The sequence below is a fragment of the Aquabacterium sp. A08 genome, from assembly GCF_011742065.1.
Map to the genome: position 1 here is coordinate 1 of NZ_JAAQQT010000640.1, position 18,992 is coordinate 18,992.

Annotated in this window: 24 protein-coding genes; 8 read left to right on the forward strand and 16 right to left on the reverse strand. The window is 67.6% G+C overall.

Annotation, left to right across the window (positions count from 1 at the left end; genetic code table 11):
* Positions 1–90 precede the first annotated feature (90 nt).
* A complete protein-coding gene (locus HA630_RS13640; RefSeq protein WP_166834604.1) occupies positions 91–1,071 on the forward strand; it encodes a calcium/sodium antiporter in 981 nt (326 codons plus the stop codon).
* Here HA630_RS13640 and HA630_RS13645 read toward each other — a convergent pair.
* Positions 1,044–1,973: an SDR family oxidoreductase gene (locus tag HA630_RS13645; RefSeq protein WP_166834606.1), complete on the reverse strand. Its 930-nt coding sequence runs from the start codon at positions 1,971–1,973 to the stop codon at positions 1,044–1,046. The genes HA630_RS13640 and HA630_RS13645 overlap by 28 nt on opposite strands.
* Before the next feature lie 78 nt (positions 1,974–2,051).
* Here HA630_RS13645 and HA630_RS13650 point away from each other — a divergent pair, with 78 nt between their 5' ends.
* Positions 2,052–3,083 (forward strand): CDP-6-deoxy-delta-3,4-glucoseen reductase, encoded by a 1,032-nt coding sequence (locus tag HA630_RS13650; protein ID WP_166834608.1) that lies wholly within the window; start codon positions 2,052–2,054, stop codon positions 3,081–3,083.
* A gap of 56 nt (positions 3,084–3,139) precedes the next feature.
* Here the strand turns inward: HA630_RS13650 and HA630_RS13655 are convergent, their stop codons facing one another.
* From HA630_RS13655 to HA630_RS13675, 5 genes are read right to left on the reverse strand one after another with little or no spacing between them, the layout of a single operon-like run.
* Positions 3,140–3,745: an SCO family protein gene (locus HA630_RS13655; protein WP_166834610.1), complete on the reverse strand. Its 606-nt coding sequence runs from the start codon at positions 3,743–3,745 to the stop codon at positions 3,140–3,142.
* Positions 3,746–3,750: 5 nt separating this feature from the next.
* Positions 3,751–4,656, reverse strand: a complete 906-nt coding sequence (gene cyoE / locus HA630_RS13660; RefSeq protein WP_166834612.1) for a heme o synthase — start codon at positions 4,654–4,656, stop codon at positions 3,751–3,753.
* Positions 4,653–5,804, reverse strand: a complete 1,152-nt coding sequence (locus HA630_RS13665; RefSeq protein WP_166834614.1) for a heme A synthase — start codon at positions 5,802–5,804, stop codon at positions 4,653–4,655. The genes cyoE and HA630_RS13665 overlap by 4 nt, the downstream gene beginning before the upstream one ends.
* Positions 5,805–5,806: 2 nt before the next feature.
* On the reverse strand, positions 5,807–6,532 hold the full coding sequence (locus HA630_RS13670) for a hypothetical protein (protein WP_208300060.1): 726 nt from the start codon (positions 6,530–6,532) through the stop codon (positions 5,807–5,809).
* A complete protein-coding gene (locus HA630_RS13675) occupies positions 6,489–7,229 on the reverse strand; it encodes an SURF1 family protein (RefSeq protein ID WP_166834616.1) in 741 nt (246 codons plus the stop codon). Before HA630_RS13675 ends, HA630_RS13670 begins: the two co-directional genes overlap by 44 nt.
* Positions 7,230–7,244: 15 nt before the next feature.
* Between HA630_RS13675 and HA630_RS13680 the strand changes: the two genes are divergently transcribed.
* The gene (locus HA630_RS13680) at positions 7,245–7,469 is read left to right on the forward strand and encodes a twin transmembrane helix small protein (RefSeq protein WP_166834618.1); all 225 of its coding nucleotides are present in this window, start codon (positions 7,245–7,247) and stop codon (positions 7,467–7,469) included.
* A 99-nt stretch (positions 7,470–7,568) separates the two neighbouring features.
* Here the strand turns inward: HA630_RS13680 and HA630_RS13685 are convergent, their stop codons facing one another.
* The 8 genes from HA630_RS13685 to HA630_RS13715 form a co-directional block, all read right to left on the reverse strand.
* Positions 7,569–8,450: a cytochrome c oxidase subunit 3 gene (locus HA630_RS13685; protein ID WP_166834620.1), complete on the reverse strand. Its 882-nt coding sequence runs from the start codon at positions 8,448–8,450 to the stop codon at positions 7,569–7,571.
* A gap of 55 nt (positions 8,451–8,505) precedes the next feature.
* A complete protein-coding gene (locus tag HA630_RS13690; RefSeq protein ID WP_166834622.1) occupies positions 8,506–8,712 on the reverse strand; it encodes a DUF2970 domain-containing protein in 207 nt (68 codons plus the stop codon).
* A complete protein-coding gene (locus HA630_RS13695; protein ID WP_166834624.1) occupies positions 8,709–9,320 on the reverse strand; it encodes a cytochrome c oxidase assembly protein in 612 nt (203 codons plus the stop codon). Before HA630_RS13695 ends, HA630_RS13690 begins: the two co-directional genes overlap by 4 nt.
* 5 nt (positions 9,321–9,325) lie before the next feature.
* Positions 9,326–9,436, reverse strand: a complete 111-nt coding sequence (locus HA630_RS23710; RefSeq protein WP_243855445.1) for a cytochrome oxidase small assembly protein — start codon at positions 9,434–9,436, stop codon at positions 9,326–9,328.
* Positions 9,437–9,455: 19 nt separating this feature from the next.
* Positions 9,456–11,075: a cytochrome c oxidase subunit I gene (ctaD, locus tag HA630_RS13700; RefSeq protein ID WP_166834626.1), complete on the reverse strand. Its 1,620-nt coding sequence runs from the start codon at positions 11,073–11,075 to the stop codon at positions 9,456–9,458.
* Positions 11,076–11,110: 35 nt separating this feature from the next.
* The gene (gene coxB, locus HA630_RS13705; RefSeq protein WP_166834628.1) at positions 11,111–12,307 is read right to left on the reverse strand and encodes a cytochrome c oxidase subunit II; all 1,197 of its coding nucleotides are present in this window, start codon (positions 12,305–12,307) and stop codon (positions 11,111–11,113) included.
* 100 nt (positions 12,308–12,407) lie between these two features.
* Positions 12,408–12,890 (reverse strand): DUF2244 domain-containing protein, encoded by a 483-nt coding sequence (locus HA630_RS13710; RefSeq protein WP_371809240.1) that lies wholly within the window; start codon positions 12,888–12,890, stop codon positions 12,408–12,410.
* A gap of 127 nt (positions 12,891–13,017) precedes the next feature.
* Entirely contained in the window at positions 13,018–13,947 is a 930-nt protein-coding gene (locus HA630_RS13715) for a biotin synthase (RefSeq protein ID WP_166834632.1), read from the reverse strand.
* 38 nt (positions 13,948–13,985) lie between these two features.
* Here HA630_RS13715 and HA630_RS13720 point away from each other — a divergent pair, with 38 nt between their 5' ends.
* The gene (locus HA630_RS13720) at positions 13,986–14,708 is read left to right on the forward strand and encodes a ComF family protein (protein ID WP_166834634.1); all 723 of its coding nucleotides are present in this window, start codon (positions 13,986–13,988) and stop codon (positions 14,706–14,708) included.
* Positions 14,709–14,718: 10 nt separating this feature from the next.
* Positions 14,719–15,180: a tRNA (uridine(34)/cytosine(34)/5-carboxymethylaminomethyluridine(34)-2'-O)-methyltransferase TrmL gene (gene trmL, locus HA630_RS13725; protein WP_166834636.1), complete on the forward strand. Its 462-nt coding sequence runs from the start codon at positions 14,719–14,721 to the stop codon at positions 15,178–15,180.
* A 12-nt stretch (positions 15,181–15,192) separates the two neighbouring features.
* Here trmL and HA630_RS13730 read toward each other — a convergent pair whose 3' ends face one another.
* Positions 15,193–15,648: a MaoC family dehydratase gene (locus tag HA630_RS13730; protein WP_166834638.1), complete on the reverse strand. Its 456-nt coding sequence runs from the start codon at positions 15,646–15,648 to the stop codon at positions 15,193–15,195.
* Between the two features lie 59 nt (positions 15,649–15,707).
* Entirely contained in the window at positions 15,708–16,478 is a 771-nt protein-coding gene (locus HA630_RS13735; RefSeq protein WP_166834640.1) for a sulfite exporter TauE/SafE family protein, read from the reverse strand.
* 41 nt (positions 16,479–16,519) lie between these two features.
* Here HA630_RS13735 and HA630_RS13740 point away from each other — a divergent pair, with 41 nt between their 5' ends.
* The 3 genes from HA630_RS13740 (at position 16,520) to HA630_RS13750 (ending at position 18,985) form a co-directional block, all read left to right on the forward strand.
* Positions 16,520–17,158, forward strand: coding sequence for a trimeric intracellular cation channel family protein (locus HA630_RS13740; protein WP_166834642.1), 639 nt, complete (start codon positions 16,520–16,522; stop codon positions 17,156–17,158).
* Positions 17,159–17,180: 22 nt separating this feature from the next.
* Positions 17,181–17,615 (forward strand): DUF1841 family protein, encoded by a 435-nt coding sequence (locus HA630_RS13745; protein ID WP_166834644.1) that lies wholly within the window; start codon positions 17,181–17,183, stop codon positions 17,613–17,615.
* Positions 17,616–18,127: 512 nt separating this feature from the next.
* Positions 18,128–18,985, forward strand: a complete 858-nt coding sequence (locus HA630_RS13750) for a lytic transglycosylase domain-containing protein (RefSeq protein ID WP_371809241.1) — start codon at positions 18,128–18,130, stop codon at positions 18,983–18,985.
* Positions 18,986–18,992: the final 7 nt, after the last annotated feature.

Below are 18,992 nucleotides of genomic sequence, written 5' to 3' on the forward strand. Positions count from 1 at the left end.
GTCCGGCCCCCGGCACCAAACTCTAAAAAGGGCAACATTCACAAGATGTTGCCCTTTTTCTTTGTTTTCCCAACGCACAGGAACTGAACCATGTGGATGCCTTTGCTGGCGGTTTTGGCGGGTCTGGCCATTCTGGTCTGGTCGGCCGACAAATTCATCGACGGCGCGGCCGCCGTGGCCCGTCATTTCAGCCTGCCGCCCCTGCTCATCGGGGTGGTCATCGTCGGCTTTGGCACCTCGGCCCCCGAAATGGCGGTGTCGGTGCTGTCTGCCATGGAGGGCAGCCCCGGCATCGCGCTGGGCAACGCCTACGGCTCCAACATCGCCAACATCGCCCTCATCCTGGGCCTGACGGCGCTCATCAGCCCCATCGTGGTCCAGTCCAGCATCCTGCGCAAGGAACTGCCCATCCTGGCCGGCATCACCGCCCTGTCGGTCGGACTCGTGTGGGACCTCGACATCGGCCGCACCGACGCCTGGATCCTGCTCGGCGTCTTCGGCCTGCTGCTGGCCTGGTCGGTGCGTGAAGGGCTGCGCAGCGGACCCGACGCCCTGGGCACCGAAACCGAGGCCGAGCTCGACGCCCACCCCCTGGCCATCGGCAAGGCCTGGTTCTGGCTGGCCGCCGGCCTGCTGCTGCTGGTCGCCAGTTCGCGGCTGCTGGTGTGGGGCGCGGTCACCATCGCGCAGAGCCTGGGCGTGAGCGACCTGGTCATCGGTCTGACTGTGGTGGCCGTGGGCACTTCGCTGCCCGAACTGGCCTCGTGCGTGGCGGCGGCACGCAAGAACGAGCACGACCTGGCGCTGGGCAACGTGCTGGGCTCCAACCTGTTCAACACCTTGGCGGTGGTGGGTCTGGCCGGGGCCATCCAGCCCATGGCGGTGGAGTCGGCGGTGCTGACGCGCGACATGGCGGTGATGGGCGCCCTGACGCTGGCGCTGTTCGTGCTGGGCTACGGCCACCAAGGCCAACCCGGGCGTATCAACCGCTGGGAAGGCGCCCTGCTGGTGCTGACCTTTGCCGGCTACACCGCCTGGTTGCTCTACACCACCCTGGGCACCCCGGCCTGAGCCTGCAGCCCCTCGCGCACCGTGGGGTAGCGCGGGGTCCAGCCCAGTTCGCGCTTGAGCCGGTCGTTGCGCAGGCGGCGCGACTCGTTCATGAAGCTCAGCACCATCAGCGACACCCGGTGCGGAGCCTCGGCCCGAGCGATGCGTTGGGGTCGAGGCAAGCCCAGCACATCGGCGGCCAGGTCGAAGTAGTCGCCCATCTTCAGGTCGGTGTCGTCGCAGGCGTGGTACACCCGCTGCGCCGGGGCGCGCCAGAGCGCGCGCACGCAGGCCTGGGCCAGGTCGTCGGCCTGGACATGGTTGGTGTACACGTCGTCCTCGGGGCGCAGCACCGGCGTGCCCCGCAGCAGGCGCTCGCGGGCGCCGCCGGCCCGGTCGTGGGCGTAGATGCCCGGAATGCGCAGCACCGCCACCGCCACCCCATAGGCTCGGCCCCACCAACGCAGGTAGCCCTCGGCGTCCACCCGGCGCCGGGCCCGGGGGGTGTCGGGCGCCACCGGACGGGTTTCGTCCACCCAGGCGCCCTGGCAGTCGCCGTACACCCCGGTGGTGGAACCGTACACCAGGCGCACCGGGCGGCCGCGCCGCGCCAGGGCCTGGGCCAGGGCGCGGCTGCGCGGGTCTTGCACCCCGCCGGCCGGCTCGTTCGGCGGCGGCGCCAGGTGCAGCACCCGCGTGGCCAACCCCGCCAGGCGCTGCAAGCTGCGCGGGTCGTCCAGGTTGCCCAGCAGAGGCGTCACCCCGGCCTGGCGCAAGCCGGGCACCCGTTCGGGCGACGAGGTCAGGGCCAGCACCCGGGCACGCCGGCCCGCGCCCAGCCCCTGCACGCTGCGCAGCCCCACGTCACCACACCCCACCACCAACACCCGTTCGCGGCGGAACCGCGCCGGCAAAGCCCCCATCCAGACCATGCAGCCTCGCAAATTTGAGAAAATCCCCGGCTCTCGGGCGCACCGGGCGCCCGCACCACCCCGCACAGTATGACATTCCAGATCACCGTCCAGCCCAGTGGGCGCACCTTCACCGCCCAGCCCGACGAGGCCATCCTGGCCGCCGGCATCCGCCAAGGCATCGGCCTGCCCTATGGCTGCAAGGACGGCGCCTGCGGCTCCTGCAAGTGCAAAAAGCTCGAAGGCAGCGTGGTGCACGGCCCGCACCAGAGCAAGGCCCTGAGCGCCGACGAAGAAGCCGCCGGCTTTGTGCTCACCTGCTGCGCCACCGCCACCAGCGACGTGGTGCTGGAGTCGCGCCAGGTGACCGAGGCCGGGGCCTTTCCGATCAAGAAGATGCCGGTGCGCGTCACCGCCCTGGCCAAGGCCTCTCCCGACGTGATGGTGCTGACGCTGCAGCTCCCGGCCAGCGACACCTTCCAGTACCACGCCGGCCAGTACGTCGAGTTCCTGCTGCGCGATGGCGCACGCCGCAGCTACTCCATGGCCACCGCGCCGCACCGCCAGGCCGAAGCCCCGACCATGGAACTGCACATCCGCCACATGCCCGGCGGCAAGTTCACCGACCACGTGTTCGGCGGCATGAAAGAAAAGGAAATCCTGCGCATCGAAGGCCCCTACGGCAGCTTTTACCTGCGCGAGGACAGCGACAAGCCCATCGTCCTGCTGGCCTCGGGCACCGGCTTCGCGCCGATCAAGGCCCTGATCGAGCACCTGCGCTTCAAGAACATCCAACGCCCGGTGAGGTTGTACTGGGGCGGCCGCCGCCCCGCCGACCTGTACCAAAGCGACTGGGTCGAGGCCCAGTGCGCCGACATGCCGCAGCTGCGCTACGTGCCGGTGGTGTCCGACGCCTTGCCCGAAGACGGCTGGACCGGCCGCACCGGCTTTGTGCACCGCGCGGTGCTGGAAGACTGCCCCGACCTGTCGGGCCACCAGGTCTATGCTTGCGGCGCGCCCATCGTGGTCGAGTCGGCGCAGCGCGACTACCTGGCCGCCGGCCTGCCGGCCGACGAGTTCTACGCCGACGCTTTCACCTCGGAGCAGGACAAACTGGGCTGACGCGGCCCATCACCTGGCCCGGTCGCCCCGGGCCGGGTGCCGCGCCGTCCGGTGGCTCACTCCGACAGCAGGCGTTTGACGTCGCTGGCCAGCGCCTGGGCGCCGCTGCCGTAGCGGTGGTACAGGCGGATGCGCCCTTTCGGGTCGTACACGTAGCTGCCCGCCGAATGGTCCATGGTGTAGCTGGTCGGGGTCTGGCCCTCGACCTTTTTGTAGTACACCTTGAACGATTGGGCCAGCGCCGGCAAAGCCTCGGGCGTGGTGTACAAGGCCAGAAAGCTGGGGTCGAAATTGGCCATGTACTCGCGCATCACCTCCGGCGTGTCGCGCTCCGGGTCCACGCTGACGAACAGGCCCTGCAGCCGGTCGCCGTCGGCACCCAGCAGGGCCTTGGCCTGCGCCAGTTCCCCCAGCGAGGTCGGGCAGACGTCCGGGCACTGGGTGAAGCCGAAGAACACCACCACCGCCTTGCCCTCAAAGTCCTTCAGGGTGCGGCGCTGGCCGTTGTGGTCGGTCAGGTCGAAACCGGTGGCGTAATCGGCCCCGGTGATGTCGATGCCCACGAAGGCCGGCTGTTCGCTGCAGGCCGTCAGGGCCCAGGGCAACACGGCGGCGATGGCCAGGGCCCACAGGGCGCGGCGACGGGAAGACACAACAGGCATAGGGCTCACACCAGGTAATGGTCCAGCAGCATCGCCGCGAACAGCAGCGACAGGTGGATCAGGGAAAAACGGAAGGTTTTGCGGGCCAACTGGTCGGAATAGTTGCGCCACAGCGCCCAGGCGTAGCCGGTGAAGCCCACGCTCAGCGCCACCGCCACCGCCAGGTAGAGCCAGCCGTTCATGCGCAGCATGAAGGGCAGCAGGCAGGCCGCGAACAGGATCAGGGTGTAGAGGAAGATCTGCAGCCGGGTGAATTCGGAGCCGTGGGTCACCGGCAGCATCGGCAGGCCGGACTTGCGGTAGTCCTCCACCCGGTACAGGGCCAGCGCCCAGAAGTGCGGCGGCGTCCACAGGAAGATGATCAGGAACAGCACCAGCGCCTCGGGCGTCACGGTGTCGGCCATGGCGGCCCAGCCCAGCACCGGCGGCATGGCGCCCGAGGCCCCGCCGATCACGATGTTCTGCGGCGTCAGCGGCTTGAGCACCACGGTGTAAACGATGGCGTAACCGACAAAGGTGGCAAAGGTCAGCCACATGGTCAGCGGGTTGACCCAGACGTAGAGGAGGACCGAGCCCAGCGCACACAGCAGCGCCGAAAACGTCAGGGTCTGGGCGTTGGTCAGTTCGCCCTTGGCGGTCGGCCGCCAGGCGGTGCGCTTCATCTTGGCGTCGATGTGCTGCTCGACCACACAGTTGAACGCCGCCGCCGCACCGGCCACCAGCCAGATGCCCAGACAGGCCAGTGCGGCCGTGCCCACCTGCGCCGCGCTGGGCACCCCGGGCACGGCCAGCACCATGCCGATCAGCGCGCAAAAGACGATGAGCTGGATGACGCGGGGCTTCATCAGCGCGTAAAACTGCCGCCAAGTGGGCGGCAAGGGAGCGGTCAGGGAGGTCTCGGTGGCACTCATGCGGGGTATCCGTGGGCGGTCGGGGGTGGCGCGGTCTCAACACCACGGGGGTGGGCCTGGGTCAGCCAGCCGGTCAGCACCACCACCAGGGCGGCGGCGCCGCCGGTGTGGGCCACGGCGGCCACCAGCGGCCACTCGAGCACCACGTTGGACAGGCCGGTCAGCAACTGCCAGCCGCCCAGCAGCAGCAGGGTGCGGGCCTGGTCGGCGCGGCCTTCGCGGCGGTGCAGGTGCCAAGCCAGGGCCGCCAGGGCCAGCAGCACGCCGTAGGCCACCAGGCGGTGGGTGTAGTGGATGGCGGTCAGGGCCGGGAAGGGAATGGCGTCGCCCGAGCGGCGCTGGCCCAATTCGCGCCACCACTCGAAGCCGCCGGCAAAGTCCATGACCGGCCACCAGCTGCCCTGGCAGGTGGGGAAGTCGCGACAGGCCAGCACCGCGTAGTTGGTGCTGACCCAGCCACCCAGCGCAATCTGCACCCAGAGCAACCCGAACATGGCCCACAGCGCCCAGCGGGTACCGGCACCCGGGCGTTGGTGGGCCGACGGTGGTTCCAGCAACTGCTGGTAGCGCACCGCCTGCAGCCGCAGCAAGGCCAGCAGGGCCATGCCGCCCAGCAGGTGCAGGGTGACGATGGCCGGAAACAGCTTCATGGTCACCGTCAGGGCGCCAAACGCGCCCTGCAGGCAGACCCAGAACAGGGTCACCAGGGGCCAGAAGAGCGACTGCTGCAGGCGCCGGCGCTCGAACCAGCTCACGCTGGCCAGCACCAGAATCAGCACCCCCACCGCGGTCGCCAGGTAGCGGTGGATCATCTCAATCCAGGCCTTGGAGAACGTCACCGGCCCGGTGGGCATGGCTTCCTGGGCCGCGGCGATGGACGCGCTCGCCCCGATGGGACTGGCACTGCCGTAGCAGCCGGGCCAGTCCGGGCAGCCCAGACCAGAATCGGTCAGCCGGGTGAAGGCGCCGAACAGCACCAGGTCAAAGGTCAGGAACAGGGTCAGGCCGGTGAGCCAGGCCAGGCGCTGGGCCGGGCTGGCGTCGCGCCGGCGCAGCCAGACCCAGGCCAGTGGCCCCAGGGCGATCACCAGGCCCAGCCCCATCAGGCGCAGCACGGGGCTGTAGTCGTACAAGGCTTGTGCGTCCATGCTCAGCGCCCCGCCCGGTCCCAGAAACTGGAGGCGCGCAAGAGCCGGTCCAGGTCGCGCCGCACCTTGGCGGGCTCGGCCTCGGCCGGGAAACGCATCATCCAGTTGCCCAAGGGGTCCACCACGTACAGGTGGTCGCTCAGCCGCTGGCCCGGGGCCGGCTCGAGCCAGCCGGCGATGTCGGATTCCGGCAGGTGCAGCACCACCGCCGTTTCGGTGGCCTTCTTCAACACGTCGGACAACTCCGGGGCGCCGGTGCGCAACCACACCCAATCCATCCGATCCTTTTCGCGGCCCAAGCCCTCGCGCAGCTGGTGCTGCAGGTACAGGTGCCGCTCGCACTGGGCGTTGCAGGCGCTGTCGGCCACGCTGATGAACAGCCACTGGTGCTTCAGGTCGGTCAGCACCTGGGGCTGGCCGGCGTTGTTGGTCCCGCGCAGCGCCGGCATGGGCCGCTGCGGCTCGATCAGCTCGCCGTAGTTGCGCCGGCCTTCAGGTCGGATGACGTAGTAGGTCAGGTAGGAAGCGATGACCGGCGAGGCGCACACCAGCAGCACCAGGAACATCTTCCAGCGACCCGACCGGGTCATGGCCGGGTCGCGCGCGGTGCCGGGCTCGGCGCGGGGCAGGGAATGCACCGTCAGGGTCAGCGGTTCGTCGCGGGCGGTCTGGCGGGCGTGGGCGTCAGCCGCGCCGGCGCCGTGGGACGAGGATTTGGAACCAGACATACAAGATCGTGATGAGCGCACCCAGGCCAAACCATTGCAAGGCGTAGCCGTAGTGCTTGTGGACGTCGGCCCCAACGCGGGGCCAATCGCGGGTCATGCCGTCGGGGGTATCGGGTGCGGACTGCTGCAGCGACAGGGGGTGGAGCCGCAGCGACCATTCGGCCCCATAGGCCGACAGGTCGATATTTTGCCGGATCGGCCCGGGGGCGTCCTCGCCGAAGGCATAAAGCTGCGAAGGGGCTGGGGCCAAACGCCCGGCCACGGCCACTGTGCCGTCGGGCTGGGGCACCGGCGGCAACGCGGTGCGGTCGTCCATGCGGCGCGGCACCCAGCCCCGCTGCACCAGCAAGGCCGGCCCGCCGTGGCTGGGCAGCAAGGGCGTGACCACGATGAAGCCGGTGCGGCCGTTCATCGGGCGGTTGTCCAGGAACACCGTGGCCTCGTGCAGCCAGCGGCCCTGCAGCGTGGCACGGCGGTCGTGCAGGCCGCTCGTGTCGCCGCCCGGCTGCACCGAGTCCAGCGCCTCCCAGCCCACCGGGGCCAGGGTCTCGCGGGCTTCGCGCTGTGCCCACAGGCCGGCCTTCAGCTCGGCCCGCCCCAGCTGCCAAAACCCCAGGGAAGCGGTCACCGCCACCCCGACCGCCGCAGCCAAAGCCACCCACCAACGGCGGGCCGACGCGCGCAAGGCGCGACTCATCGGATAATTCCCGTCATGACTTACCTTGTGATCCTGGCATTTGTGCTCATCGTCGGCAGTTTGGGCGTGGCCCTGGTCTCCATGATGCGCGGCCACTCCAACGACGCCAACGCCACCAAGTCGCGCCGCATGGCCCGCGCCCTGACGGTGCGCATCGGCCTGTCGGTGCTGCTGTTCATCGCGGTCCTGGTCGCTTACCTGATGGGCTGGATCCAGCCCACCGGACTGCCCTTGCGCTGACACCCGACATTTTCGTGGCGCCAAGCAGAACGGCCTGCGCCACCACAACAAAAAAGCGCCCCAGGGCGCTTTTTTGTCTTGCCGGGTTCGGCCGACCCATCACATCCAGTAAACCAGGATGTACAGACCCAGCCACACCACGTCCACAAAGTGCCAGTACCAGGCGGCGCCTTCGAAACCGAAATGGCGCTCCTTGGTGAAATGACCCTTTTGCAGGCGCAGGGTGATGAACAGCAGCATCAGCATGCCCACGAAGACGTGGAAGCCGTGGAAGCCGGTCAGCATGTAGAAGGTGGAACCAAAGATGCCGGAGTCCATGCGCAGGTTCAGGTCGGCGTAGGCGTGGGAATACTCGTAGCCCTGCACGAACAGGAACACCACGCCCAGCAGCACCGTCAGCCACATGAAGGCGATGGTCTTGCTGCGGTTGCCGTCCTGGATCGCGTGGTGGGCGATGGTCAGGGTCACGCCCGAGGTCAGGAGCAGCGCGGTGTTGATGGTGGGCAACCAGAACGGACCCATGGTCTGGAAGGGCTCGACGATGCCAGCGGGCGACGCGGTGACGCCGGCCATGACCGACGGCCAGATCGACTGGAAGTCGGGCCAGAGCAGCGCGTTTTCGATGTTGCCCAGCGCCGGCACCGAATGGGTGCGGGCCCACCACAGCGCGGTGAAGAAGGCGCCAAAGAACATCACCTCCGAGAAGATGAACCAGCTCATGCTCCAGCGGTAGGAGATGTCGATCTTGCGGCCGTAGAGGCCACCTTCGCTCTCGGCCACCGCATCGCGGAACCACTGGTACAGCACGATCAGCCACCAGGCCAGACCGAAGGCCACCGAGAATTTGCCCCAGGCCACGCCGTTGATCCACTGGCCGGCGCCGAGCGCGACAAAGAACAGACCGATCGCGGACATGACCGGGTGCCGGGACAGCCCGGGGACGAAATAGTATGGCGTCTGGCCATGCGTTGCTGCGGACATGCTCACTCCTACTTGCGCTTGATTGTTAAATTAAATTCTTTGCCCAGTGCAGCGGTCAACGGGTCACCCAGAAGACGACACCCATCAGGACGGCCACGAACACAATGGCCAGCACCACCCCGACCACCAGCAAGTGGATCGGGTTGAGCTTGGCGATGTCGTGCTGAAAATCGCTTTTGCGCCGCACCCCCAGAAAACCCCAGAGCACCGCCCGGACCGTGTCCAGCAAGGCGCCCTTGCGTGTGTGTGCGGGGGTGTTCATGAAGCCTCCGCCGCCGTGATGGCTGGCACCACCCGGGGCGCCAGCTGCGCGGTCGGCGCCTCCGGCGTTTTGCCGCCCACCTCGAAGAAGGTGTACGACAGGGTGATGGTGGTCACATCCTTGGGCAGGCGCGGGTCGATGACGAAGGCCACCGGCCACTCTTTCTTCTCGCCGGGAGCCAGGGTGTACTGCGTGAAGCAGAAACACTCGACCTTGCTGAAATGGTTGGCCGCCTGGCGCGGCGCGTAGCTCGGAATCGCCTGCGCCGCCATGGTGCGGTTCTGGATGTTCTGGAACTCGTACATCACCGTGGTCAGCTCGCCCGGGTGGACCTCCATCGAGCGCACCAGGGGCTTGAAGTCCCAGGGGCCACGCACGTTGGTGTCGAACTCGATGGTGATCTTGCGCGAGGTGTCCACCTGGGTGTTGGCCGGCAGCGTCGGGCCCATGCCCGGGACCTGACGCTCCGAAAGCGCCAACACGTTGATGCCCGTCATCTCGCAAATGGCGCGGTAGATGGGCACCAGCGCGTAACCGAAGGCAAACATGCCCAAGGCAATCACGGCCAGTTTGCCGGTCACCTTGAGGTTTTCCTTGCGCAGCGACATACGGCTCACTTTCCAAACAGCACGAACTTGCCCACGAAGCCGACCAGGAAGGCCAGCGCCACCGAAGCGAGGATCAACCCCAGCTTGACGTTGTGCTTGCGTTGTTCAGGCGTCATGGTGGTGCGTGGTGTCGGTTCAGCCGATGACCTTGGTGGCGGTCACGTCCAGCTTGGGCGGGTTCTCAAAGGTGTGGTGCGGGGCCGGCGACGGCACTTCCCATTCCAGGCCCTCGGCACCTTCCCAAGGCTTCTGCACGGCCTTTTCGCCCTTGCCCTGCATCGCGGGGATGATCACGAACAGGAAGAAGTAAACCTGGGCAAAACCGAAGGCAAAGGCACCCACCGACGCGATGGCGTTGAAGTCGGCGAACTGCATCGGGTAGTCGGCGTAGCGGCGGGGCATGCCGGCCAGACCCAGGAAGTGCATCGGGAAGAAGGTGATGTTGAAAGAGATCATCGACCACCAGAAGTGCAGCTTGCCGCGGAATTCGCTGTACATCACACCGGTCCACTTGGGCAGCCAGTAGTAAACACCCGCGAACATGGCGAACAGCGAGCCGGCCACCAGCACGTAGTGGAAATGGGCCACGACGTAGTAGGTGTCCTGGAAGTTGATGTCGATGGGGGCCATCGACAGGATCAGGCCGGTGAAGCCACCGATGGTGAACACGAAGATGAAGCCCACGGCCCACATCATCGGGGTCTCAAAGGTCATCGAACCCTTCCACATGGTGGCGATCCAGTTGAAGATCTTCACACCCGTGGGCACGGCGATCAACATGGTGCTGTACATGAAGAACAGCTGGCCGGTCACCGGCATGCCGGTGGTGAACATGTGGTGCGCCCACACGACGAAGGACAGGATGGCGATGGAGCCGGTGGCATACACCATGGAGGCGTAACCGAACAGCTTTTTGCGCGCGAAGGCGGGCACGACCTGGCTCACGATGCCGAAGGCCGGCAGGATCATGATGTACACCTCGGGGTGGCCGAAGAACCAGAAGATGTGCTGGTACATCACCGGGTCACCGCCGCCGGCGGGGTTGAAGAAGCTGGTGCCGAAGTGGCGGTCGGTCAGCGTCATGGTGATGGCGCCAGCCAGCACAGGCATCACGGCGATCAGCAGGTAGGCGGTGATCAGCCAGGTCCAGGCGAACATCGGCATCTTCATCAGTGTCATGCCCGGGGCGCGCATGTTGAGGATGGTCACGATGATGTTGATCGAGCCCATGATGGACGAGGCGCCCAGGATGTGCATCGCGAAGATGGCGGCGTCCATGGACGGACCCATCTGCAGCGTCAGCGGGGCGTACAGCGTCCAGCCGGCGGCGGGGGCGCCACCGGGCATGAAGAACGACAGCACGATGATGATGGCGGCGGGCACCATCAGCCAGAAGCTGAAGTTGTTCATGCGGGCAAAGGCCATGTCGGAGGCGCCGATTTGCAGCGGCAGCATCCAGTTGGCGAAACCCACAAAGGCCGGCATGATGGCCCCGAACACCATGATGATGCCGTGCATGGTGGTGAAGGAGTTGAACAACTCCGGGTTCACCAGTTGCAGACCCGGCTGGAACAGCTCGGCGCGGATCAGCAGGGCCAGCACGCCGCCCACCATCAACATCGCAAAGCTGAACAGCAGGTACAGCGTGCCGATGTCTTTGTGGTTGGTGGCGAACACCCAGCGGCGCCAGCCGGTGGGCGCGTGGTGGTCATGATCGTGCGCGTGCGCGTCGTGGTGATCAAGAACTGCACTCATGGCATTTTCCTCGTTTCAGTAATTCCAAAGCCGGGTCACTTGCGCGCGGCCAGCACTTCAGCGGGCTGCACCAGCTGCTCGGTGTTGTTCGACCAGCTGTTCTTCGCAAAGGTCATGACAGCGGCAATTTCCGTGTCCGACAGTTGTTTCCAGGACGGCATGGCCCCACCGGCAGCGCCGTTGAGCAGGATCTGCACGAACTGCGACGGATCGGCAGCGGTGACCACCGCGGCGCCGTCCAGCGGCTTGATCGGGCCGGCGCCCTTGCCATTGGCCTGATGGCAGGCCACGCAGTTGGCGGCGTACACGGACTCGCCGCGCTTGACCAGATCGGCCAGGGTCCAGACCTTGTTCGGGTCGTCGGCCTTGGCGGCCATCAGCTTCTGCTGGGCATCGACCCAGGCGGTGTATTCCTCGGCCGAGACCACTTTGACATGGATGGGCATGTAGGCGTGTTCCTTGCCGCACAGCTCGGCGCACTGGCCGTAGTAGTCGCCGGTCTTTTCGGCGCGGAACCAGGTGTCGCGCACGAAACCGGGGATCGCGTCTTGCTTGATGCCAAAGGACGGCACCATGAAGGCATGGATCACGTCGTTGGCGGTGGTGATGATGCGAACCTTCTTGCCGACCGGCACCACCATCGGGTTGTCCACCTTCAGCAGGTAGTTGTCCACGGCTTCGGGCTTGCCCGAGTCGGAGGCGACGCGCTGGCTGTTGTCCAGGGTGGACAGGAAGCCAATACCCTCACCCTCGCCCTTGATGTAGTCGTAGCCCCACTTCCACTGCATGCCGGTGACCTTGATGGTCAGGTCGCTGTTGGTGGTGTCTTTCTGGGCCACCAGCACTTTGGTGGCGGGCAACGCCATGCCGATGACGATCAGCAGGGGCACGATGGTCCAGCCCAGCTCCACCCAGATCGGCTCGGGCAGCTCCTGAGACTTGTGGCCCACGGATTTGCGGTGCTTGACGATGGAGTAGAACATCACCCCGAAGACGATCACGAAAATGACCGAGCAGATGGCCATCATGAACCAGTGCAGCCAGTGCTGCTCTTCGGCGATCTTGGTGACGGGCGGGTGGAAGTTCAGCTGGTTGACCGCTGGGCCACCCGGCAGATCGCTCACCGCGTGCGCCGCGGTGGAGACCCAGGCGGCCGCCCCCAGGGACAGGGTGCCGATGCCGGCTTTGGCGCTGGCCCACAGCCGGCGCAACGAATGTCCTGACTTCTTCATCGTGCTCACTTTTCTCGCCTCAAATATAAGCATTGATTTATATCAACACCGATTACACCAAACTTTTGACCTCTGTGCATCCTCAAAGACCCCAGCCGGCTCAGGCGCCGTGCAAGGCCTGGCGAATTTCCCGGGCCAGCTGCTCGCGCAGGTCGGGCCGCAGAAAACGCCCCACATACACGGTTTGCCCGGCCACCTGCAGCGCCACCAGCGCGCTGCGCTGGGTGACCGGCCGAACCCGCACGCCCTGGCGTGCCCCTTCGTGCCGGCACACGCGCCCACCGTCTTCCCATTCCAGCACCAGGCTGGCGGGGCCGAGGCGGATCTGCTCGCGGTCGGCCGCATGGCGGGCGTACCAGAGAAACGCCGCCGCCAAAGCCAGCAATTCCAGCGCGGTGAAAGGCAACACCCAAACCGCACCGATGGACCAGAACAGCGCGGCCACCGACAGGGACAACACACACAGCCCACCATACGCCGCCAGGAGCTGCGCCGGGGTCAGGGAACAGTTGCGCTTGAGGGTCCAGCACAAGCCCTGCGGCGTGACGGTGGCGAATCGGTAGGACTGCATGGCTGAAGACACGGAAAGCACCTTCTGAAACACAGGCGAGGCCTGGGCGCCACCTTGGCGGGCACGCTCCAGACCTTGATCTATGTCAATTGTAGCCGGGCTTTCCGCCGAATCCCTGACAAAGCCCGTCCAGGGGCTTTCAGGAACGGGGCCGCGGCTGGCGCAGCATGGCGCGCATGTCTTGCAGCGGCACCTGGCTGCTGGCCGCCAGTTTGACGCGGGGCTCGGGTTTGAAAGCGTGACCATAGATCACCTCCACCGTGACCGCCAGGCTGCCGTCGGGCTGGCGCGGCAGGTACCGCTCCACGGCGTCGAGCCACGCCTGCCTGTACCCCTTGCCACGCAGGCCACGGGGCCGCTCGCGGTGCAGGTTGCGCCCCCAGGCGCGCAGGTCGGCCAACAGGCGCTCCGCACTCGGGTAGGTCAAGGTCAGGCGCTCCATGTCCACCACCGGCTCGGCGAAGCCGGCCTCGACCAGCATGTCGCCCCAGTCGTGCATGTCGGTCAGGGGGTGGGCCGGCGGGCACCAGTCCATGCGGGCATGCACGGCCCGCAGTTCGTGCAAGGTGTCGGGCCCCAGACCGGAGAACATGACAAAGCCCCCCACCCGCAGCAGCTCACGCCAGCGGTTGAGCAAGGCCATGGGCTGGGGATGCAGGTGCAGCGCCAGGTTGGCCCAGACCAGGTCGGCCAGGCCCTGTCCGCCATCGGGCACCGGCGCAGGACCGGGTTCTGCCCGGCCCACCAGCCGCTGCGTCCATCCCCTCCATCCGTCCGGCGGCGGCGCGAGCACACGCCGGGCCGCCTCGGCCTGCTCCCCGGCGAGCCACTCGCGGGCCTGCGGGTAGCGCTCGCTCAGGGCCCGGTGGCCGCGCAGCCCTCCCCAGAGCGGCGCCCAGTGCACCCAGTCCTGGGGCACCTGACGCATCCAGTCCAGGCGCTGGGCCATGCGGGCAGCAACTTCTTCGCAAAGCCAGGGGCTCTCGGTGCGCGGGTGTTGGCGCCAGCGGGCCGCCGCCACCGGGTCCAGGTCGGGCACGGCGGGCGTCGGGTCTGAAGGGGCGTTCATGGAGTGGCTCGGCAAGGTCGCGGCAGTATAGTCTTGACATGTCCTTGTTGCCCGACGCCTGGCGCTGGCCCGCCACCTGCGAACTGTGTGCCCGCTGGCCGGCGCGCCCGGTGTGCGACGGTTGCCGGCAGGACTGGGGCCAGATACAGCGCCGCTGCCCCGGCTGTGCTCTGGCCCTGGCGCCCGGATTGGAGCGCTGCAACCGCTGTACGCAGGAGGGCCCGGGGGTGCTGCACCGCTGCCTGGCCCGGGTGGACTACGCTTACCCTTGGACCGGCCTGGTGCAGCGCTTCAAGTTCCAGCAAGAGCCGGCCTGGGCCCGACATCTGGCCGAGCTGATGCGGGAAGACCCCGACGTGACCGAGGCCTTGCGCACCGCCGACCTGCTGGTCCCGATCCCCCTGCCCACCCCACGGCTGCTGGAGCGGGGCTACAACCAGGCTTGGGAACTGCTGCGGCAACTGCGCCGCCAGACGCCCGGCAGCGCCCCGGCGCAGGCCCAGCTGCTGCAACGCAGCGTCGGCGGGGCCGCGATCCACACCCTGCCCCGCGCCCAGCGCATCGACGCCGCCCAGCAGGCTTTCACTGCCGATCCGCGGTTCACCGGCGGGCTGGCCGGCGCCCAGGTGCTGCTGGTCGACGACGTGATGACCACCGGCGCCACCCTGCAGGCGGCCGCCCAGGTCTTGCGGGCGGCCGGCGCGGCCTGGGTGAGCGGGCTGGTGTTCGCACGCACGCCCGCGCCCGACCGCGTGGAATAATCCGCACCCCATGTTTCACATCGTCCTGGTCCAGCCCGAAATCCCACCCAACACGGGCAACGTCATCCGGCTCTGCGCCAACACCGGCTGCCGGCTGCACCTGGTGGAGCCACTGGGGTTTTCCATGGACGACAAGCACATGCGCCGCGCCGGACTGGACTACCACGAGTACGCCGACGTCCAGCGCCACGCCGACTGGGACAGCTTGGTGCGCACCGCCCAACCCGCCCCCGACCGCCTGTTTGCCATGACCACCCGCGGCACCCGTGCGGTGCACGAGGTGGCCTTTCGGCCCGGCGACTGGCTGGTGTTCGGCTCCGAATCCCGCGGCCTGGGCCCGGCCTTGCGCGACAGCTTTGCGCCCGCGCAGCGTCTGCGCCTGCCGATGCGGCCCGGCCAGCGCAGCCTGAACCTGTCGAACGCGGTGGCGGTGGTGGCCTACGAGGCCTGGCGCCAGCAGAGCTTCGCCTGACCCAGGCGCCGTTCAGGCATAGCTGCGGGCCAGGAACTCGGCCACACAGACCGGTTTGTCGCTGCCCTCACGCTCCACGCTCACGTCCCAGGTCGATTGTCGCCCGCGCGGCTCGATCGGGTCGCAGGCTTTCAGCGTGAAATGCGCGCGCAACCGGCTGCCCACCGGCACCGGCGCGGTGAAGCGCACCCGGTTCATGCCGTAGTTGACCCCCATGCGCACCTCGTCGACCCGCAGGGCCGACTCCAGAAACGCCGGCATCAGCGACAGGGTCAGGAAACCGTGCGCCACAGGCGCGCCGAACGGCCCCTGCCGCGCGCGCTCGGGGTCCACGTGGATCCACTGGTGGTCGCCGGTGGCGTCGGCGAAGCGTTGAACCTGGGCCTGGGTGACTTCGTGCCAGTCGCTCACGGCCACGGGCTGGCCGACGCAGGCCGCGAGTTCGTCGAGGGTGCAAAAAGTGCGCATGCCGCCACTGTAGTCCGAGCGGCGGACGCGCCCTGTCCGGCCAGCGACAGGCCAGCGTCTCAGAACCAGCCGTCCCAAACCAGCTTGACGCCGGTCAGGCCCATGCCCCAGTGGATCAGCCAGTAAAACAGCCGGGCGTCGATGCGGCGCGCCAGCGTCACCCCGATCCAGACCCCCAGCGGCGCCAGCGGCAGCAGCACCAGCGAAGTAGCGAAGTTGCGCGTGTCCAGCAGCCCCAGCCACGCATAGGGCAGCCATTTGCTGAGGTTGACCGCGAAAAACAGAAAAGCCATGGTGGCGGTGAACACCACCGGCCGCAGCCGCAAGGGCAGCACGTAGGCGTTGACCGGCGGGCCGCCCGCGTGCGCCACAAAACTGGTGAAACCGGCGGTGACCGTCAGCACCGCGCCCACCCAACGGGGCGGGGCCGGGGCGTCGGCGCGCGGGGGAAACAGCAGCCGCTGGGCCAGGAACAGCAAGGTGACCACGCCGACGACACCGGCCACCAGTCGGGCATCGACGACCCGGAACAGCACCGTGCCCAGCAGCGTGCCCAGCAGGGCAAACGGCAGCAGAAAGGCCAGCAGCCGGCGGTCCAGGTCTTTGCGGAAGGCGGCCATGCCCAGCACATCCATCACCAGCAGCAACGGCATGAGGATGGCCGCGGCCTGCGGCACGGTCACCGCCAGGGCCATCAAAGGCACCGCGAGCGAACCGAAACCAGAGCCGAATCCGCTTTTGCTGATGCCCATGAGCAGCACGGCCGGCACCGCCACGGCGTAGAACCACGGGTCGGCAATGGGGGCAAAGGGTAAAGCGGCAAAGTCCATGGCTGGGCAGGCATGGTAGCGGAGCGCTACCATCGCAGCCCATGCAAGACCTCAATCCCTGGGCCGAGCACCTGCGTCTGGCGGTCGAAGTGGCCGCCACGCTGGCGTTTGCCCTGTCGGGCCTGTTCGCGGCCGCGCGCAAGCGCCTGGACGCGGTGGGCGTGTTCACCGTGACCTTTCTGGCCGCATTCGGCGGCGGCACCCTGCGCGACCTGCTGCTGGACCAGCGCCCCTTCTTCTGGGCCGCCCACGTGCACTGGCTCTGGGCCCTGATGGCCCTGACCGTGGGCGCCATGCTGTTTGTGCGGCACCGCCACTTCGAGCCCACCGAGCGCGCGATGCAGTGGCCCGACGCGCTGGGCCTGGGCCTGTTCGCGGCCGCCGGGGTGAGCAAGGCCCTGCACAGCGGCTCGCCTATGCTGGTGGCGGTGCTCATGGGCGTGGTCACCGGCGTGTTCGGCGGCGTGCTGCGCGACATGGTGTGCAACGAAATCCCGCGCGCCTTCCACGACCACCAGCCCTACGCGGTCTGCGCCTTTGTGGGCGGCTGGGCCTACGTCGGCTGGTGGCAGTTCAGCGGCTCCCCGAGCCAGGCCCTGCTGGTGTGCGTGCTGGTGACGGCCGGCCTGCGCGGTCTGGCACTGTGGCGCAACTGGTCGCTGCCGGCCTGGCGCATCTGATCCTTTTTTTGAACCGATAGCCATGTTCGCCCCCTCCCAAGCCGATGTGCGCCGCTTCTTCTGTGCGGTGTACGACAAAGCCCAGCACGCCGCGCCGATGGAGGCCATCGAGGTGCTGGCCCATGAGTGGATCCAGCGCCACCCCGAATACCACGCCGAGTTGGCCGACGTGGACGCGGCCTTGCGCCGCATGCACGAGGCCGCCGAAGCGCGCGACAACCCGTTCTTGCACCTGTCCATGCACCTGAGCATCAGTGAACAATGCTCGATCGACCAGCCCCTGGGCATCCGCCAGGCGGTGGAACTGCTGGCCGCGCGGCTCGATTCGGTGCACGACGCCCACCACCAGGTGATGGACTGCCTGGGCCGCATGCTCTGGGAAAGCCAGCGCAGCGGCCGGCCGCCCGACGGGCAGGCCTACATCGACGCGGTGCGGGCCCGCGCGACCCGGGACTGAAAAGAAAAAGCCCCGGCAGGCTGCACCCGCCAGGGCTTTCGGCAGAACCCAGTTCGTGCCGATGGGCGGAATGGAAGTTGGATGTCTCACCCCGCCGGAAGCAAGGTATTGCTTCCCGTTGATTGCCAGGCAATCCAGCGGACTGGACCGCGGGCAGTGGCCGGTGGGAACTGTGCTTGAAGCGTCACCACCGACAGTTTCAGTGTAGTGGCATTGGCCCCTGTGGCCAACTGATTTTGCCAATCGCCCACCCCCCGTTCATTGGCATTTTTTTGCCCACGGGCGCCCCTGCGGCGCCGAATTCATATTCTTTTTATTGCATAAAAAGAATGTTCATAAGTATTGACTGGTAATGTCGATCCCCCTAACATCGCGCCACTTTCATCCGTGAGAACCCTTAGACGCCGCCGAAACCGGCCCAGTTGACCGCACCATGGCGGTCGATGGCGACCCCCCAATCTCGCGCCGCCGGGCTTCAACCGCCCGCCCCGACGCCCAGAAAGGAGAGTGCTATGCCAGCGCCCCAAATGCCCCGCTTGTCCGGGGCCCTGCAAGTGACCCAGACCGCGTTCAAGGACGTGGCCCAGGGTTTTGTGTCCGTGACCCACAACAGCCTGGCCCTGCTGGGCCTGCTGCTCGCCGCCTGCCTGGTGCTGTTCGTCAGCCAGCCGGACCTGCGCAGCAGCGCCGAACGCCAGCTGTTCGGCTGGCTGGAAGAGCGCCAGTCGCAGAACGGCGAGATCCCCGCCGACCCCAGCGCGGTGGACCGCGTGACCGCGACCAACCCCAAGGCCCTGCCCCGCGAGCAGGCCCAGGTGGCCGACTGGCTCAGCCGCAAATACCGCGTGGCGCCGGAACCCATCGGCGCGCTGGTGGCCGAGGCCTTCGAGATCGGCGACCGCGCCCGCCTGGACCCGACGCTGATCCTGGCGGTGATGGCGATCGAATCGCGCTTCAACCCGTTCGCGGCCAGCCCGGTGGGCGCCCAGGGTCTGATGCAGGTGATGACCCGGGTGCATGCCGACAAGTACGAGGACTTCGGTGGCCGCCTGGCCGCGTTCGACCCGGTGAGCAACCTGCGGGTCGGGGCCCAGGTGCTGCAGGAAACCATCCGCCGCGCCGGCAGCGTCGAAGGTGGGCTGCGCCTGTACGTCGGCGCGGTGTCCAGCAGCGGCCAGGACTACATCGACAAGGTCCTGTCGGAGCACGAGCGGCTGCAGCGCGTGGCCCAGGGCCAGCGCGTGGCCTTCAACGCCCACCAGCGCCGCACCGTGGTGCCCACAGGCCCCCAAGCGCCACAGAGCGTTGACGCCGAACTGGAAGCCGAAGCCAGCCCAACCCAGACCGGGGCGCTGCCGCAGGCGTCCTGATAAAATC